3 protein-coding genes are annotated in these 3,172 nt (G+C 71.3%); all 3 read left to right on the top strand.

Features of this window, described 5'->3' with window-relative positions; genetic code table 11:
• A partial coding sequence (locus tag FNH04_RS43660; RefSeq protein WP_456154890.1) for an AtuA-related protein occupies positions 1-342 on the top strand: 342 nt, incomplete at its 5' end.
• Positions 339-1,937, top strand: coding sequence for an acyl-CoA carboxylase subunit beta (locus tag FNH04_RS43655; RefSeq protein WP_322725582.1), 1,599 nt, complete (start codon positions 339-341; stop codon positions 1,935-1,937). The genes FNH04_RS43660 and FNH04_RS43655, both read left to right, overlap by 4 nt.
• A 5-nt stretch (positions 1,938-1,942) precedes the next feature.
• Positions 1,943-3,172, top strand: a 1,230-nt coding sequence (locus tag FNH04_RS43650; RefSeq protein WP_152791782.1) for an acetyl-CoA carboxylase biotin carboxylase subunit, incomplete at its 3' end; no start/stop codon positions are given.

Genomic DNA, 3,172 nt, shown 5'->3' with positions numbered 1-3,172 from the left:
CTCGGCCTTACCACCCGACGCGCCCCCCTCGGTCTGGTCGCCGGAGCCCGCAGCGGGGACAAGGGCGGCAACGCCAACGTCGGCCTCTGGGCCCGCACGGACGACGCCTGGCGCTGGCTCGCCCACACCCTCACCACCGACCGCTTCCGCGAACTCCTGCCCGAGACGGCCGGCCTGACCGTCACCCGGCACGCACTGCCCAATCTCCGCGCCCTCAACTTCGTCGTCGAGGGAATCCTCGGCGAGGGCGTCGCCTCCCAGGCGCGCTTCGACCCCCAGGCCAAGGCACTCGGCGAATGGCTCCGCTCCCGCCACCTGGACATCCCGGAGAACCTCCTGTGACGGTCATCAGCTCCGCCCTCGACACCAACGGTCCCGACTACAGGGCCCACCGCGAGGCCATGCTCGCCAAACTCGCCGAGCTCGACACCGAGCACGCGAAGGCCCTCGCGGGCGGCGGCGAGAAGTACGTCGGGCGGCACCGGAAGCGCGGCAAACTGCTCGCCCGGGAGCGGATCGAGCTGCTCCTGGACCCCGACACACCCTTCCTGGAGCTGTCCCCGCTCGCCGCCTGGGGCAGCGACTACACGGTGGGCGCCTCGCTCGTCACCGGTATCGGGGTCGTCGAGGGCGTGGAGTGCGTGATCACCGCGAACGACCCGACCGTACGCGGCGGCGCCAGCAACCCCTGGAGCCTGAAGAAGGCCCTGCGGGCGAACGACATCGCGCTCGCCAACCGGCTGCCCCTCATCAGCCTCGTCGAGTCGGGCGGGGCCGACCTGCCCTCCCAGAAGGAGATCTTCATCCCGGGCGGCGCCGCCTTCCGGGACCTCACCCGCCTCTCCGCCGCCGGGATCCCGACCCTCGCCGTCGTCTTCGGCAACTCCACCGCCGGTGGCGCGTACATCCCCGGCATGTCCGATCACGTGATCATGGTCAAGGAGCGGGCGAAGGTGTTCCTCGGCGGCCCGCCGCTGGTGAAGATGGCGACGGGCGAGGAGAGCGACGACGAATCCCTGGGCGGCGCCGACATGCACGCGCGCGTGTCGGGCCTCGCCGACCACTTCGCCGTAGACGAACCCGACGCCCTGCGCCAGGCGCGCCGCGTCGTCGCCCGTCTCAACCACCGCAAGGCGTACGGCGATCCGGGCCCGGCCGCACCCCCCAAGTACGACGAGGACGAACTCCTCGGCATCGTCCCCGGCGACCTGAAGACCCCCTTCGACCCGCGCGAGGTCGTCGCCCGCGTCGTCGACGCCTCCGACTTCGACGAGTTCAAGCCGCTGTACGGGACCAGCCTCGCGACCGGCTGGGCGACCCTCCACGGCTACCCGGTCGGCATCCTCGCCAACGCCCAGGGGGTGCTCTTCAGCAAGGAGTCCCAGAAGGCCGCCCAGTTCATCCAGCTCGCCAACCAGCGGGACATCCCCCTCCTCTTCCTGCACAACACCACCGGCTACATGGTCGGCAGGGAGTACGAACAGGGCGGCATCATCAAGCACGGCGCGATGATGATCAACGCCGTCTCCAACAGCCGCGTCCCTCACCTGTCCGTGCTCATGGGCGCCTCGTACGGCGCCGGCCACTACGGCATGTGCGGCCGGGCCTACGACCCGCGCTTCCTCTTCGCCTGGCCCAGCGCCAAGTCGGCCGTCATGGGCCCGCAGCAGCTCGCCGGGGTCCTCTCCATCGTCGCCCGGCAGTCGGCGGCCGCGAAGGGACAGCCGTACGACGAGGAAGGGGACGCCGCCCTGCGCGCCATGGTGGAACAGCAGATCGAGTCCGAGTCACTGCCGATGTTCCTGTCCGGGCGGCTGTACGACGACGGCGTCATCGACCCGCGCGACACCCGCACCGTCCTCGGCCTGTGCCTGTCCGCCATCCACACCGCGCCCTACGAGGGCGCGCGCGGTGGCTTCGGCGTCTTCCGGATGTGAGGTCCATGATTTCGAGTCTGCTCGTCGCCAACCGGGGCGAGATCGCCTGCAGGATCTTCCGCACCTGCCACGCGTCGGGAATCCGAACGGTCGCCGTGCACTCCGACGCCGACGAGAACGCCCTCCACGCGCGCGTGGCCGACGCGACGGTACGGCTGCCGGGTACGGCGCCCGCGGACACGTACCTGCGCGGTGACCTGATCGTGAAGGCCGCCCTGAACGCCGGAGCGGACGCGGTCCACCCCGGATACGGCTTCCTCTCCGAGAACCCGGACTTCGCACGCGCCGTCCTCGACGCGGGCCTCGTCTGGATCGGACCATCCCCGGAGGCCATCGAGGCGATGGCGTCCAAGACGCGGGCCAAGAAGCTGATGGGCCTCGAACCGCTCACCGACGTCACCGAGGCCGACCTGCCGGTCCTGGTGAAGGCGGCGGCGGGCGGCGGCGGTCGCGGTATGCGGATCGTGAGACACCTGGAGGACCTGGAGGCGGAGCTGACGGCGGCCCGCGCCGAGGCCCTCAGCGCCTTCGGCGACGGCGAGGTCTTCGTCGAGCCCTACCTGGAGGGCGGCCGTCACGTCGAGGTCCAGATCCTCGCCGACACCCACGGCACGGTGTGGACGCTCGGCACCCGAGACTGCTCCCTCCAGCGCCGCCACCAGAAGGTGATCGAGGAGGCCCCGGCACCGGGCCTGTCCCCCGAACTGACGGACTCCCTGTACGCGATGTCCGTACGGGCCGCCCGAGCCGTCGACTACGTGGGCGCGGGCACGGTCGAGTTCCTCGTCTCCGGAGACCGGGCCCACTTCCTGGAGATGAACACCCGCCTCCAGGTCGAACACCCCGTCACGGAGGCGCTCTTCGGCCTCGACCTGGTCGCCCTCCAGATCCGTGCAGCCGAGGGCCACGCCCTGGAGAACGACCCCGCGCGCGCGCGGGGCCACGCCGTCGAAGCCCGCCTGTATGCCGAGGACCCCGCCCACTCCTGGACCCCCCAGACCGGCACCCTGCACCGCCTCACCGTCCCGGACGGCATCCGCCTCGACACCGGCTACACCGACGGCGACGACATCGGCGTCCACTACGACCCCATGCTCGCCAAGGCCGTCGTCCACGCCCCCACGCGCGCGGAAGCCCTGCGCACCCTCGCGGGCGCCCTGGAACGGGCGGTGATCCACGGCCCGACGACCAACCGGGACCTCCTCGTACGCTCGCTCAGGCACGAGGAGTTCACC

It is taken from the genome of Streptomyces phyllanthi (assembly GCF_009377205.1).
Taxonomy (GTDB): Bacteria; Actinomycetota; Actinomycetes; order Streptomycetales; family Streptomycetaceae; genus Streptomyces; species Streptomyces phyllanthi.
This window is presented reverse-complemented; position numbering and strand designations above follow the sequence as displayed.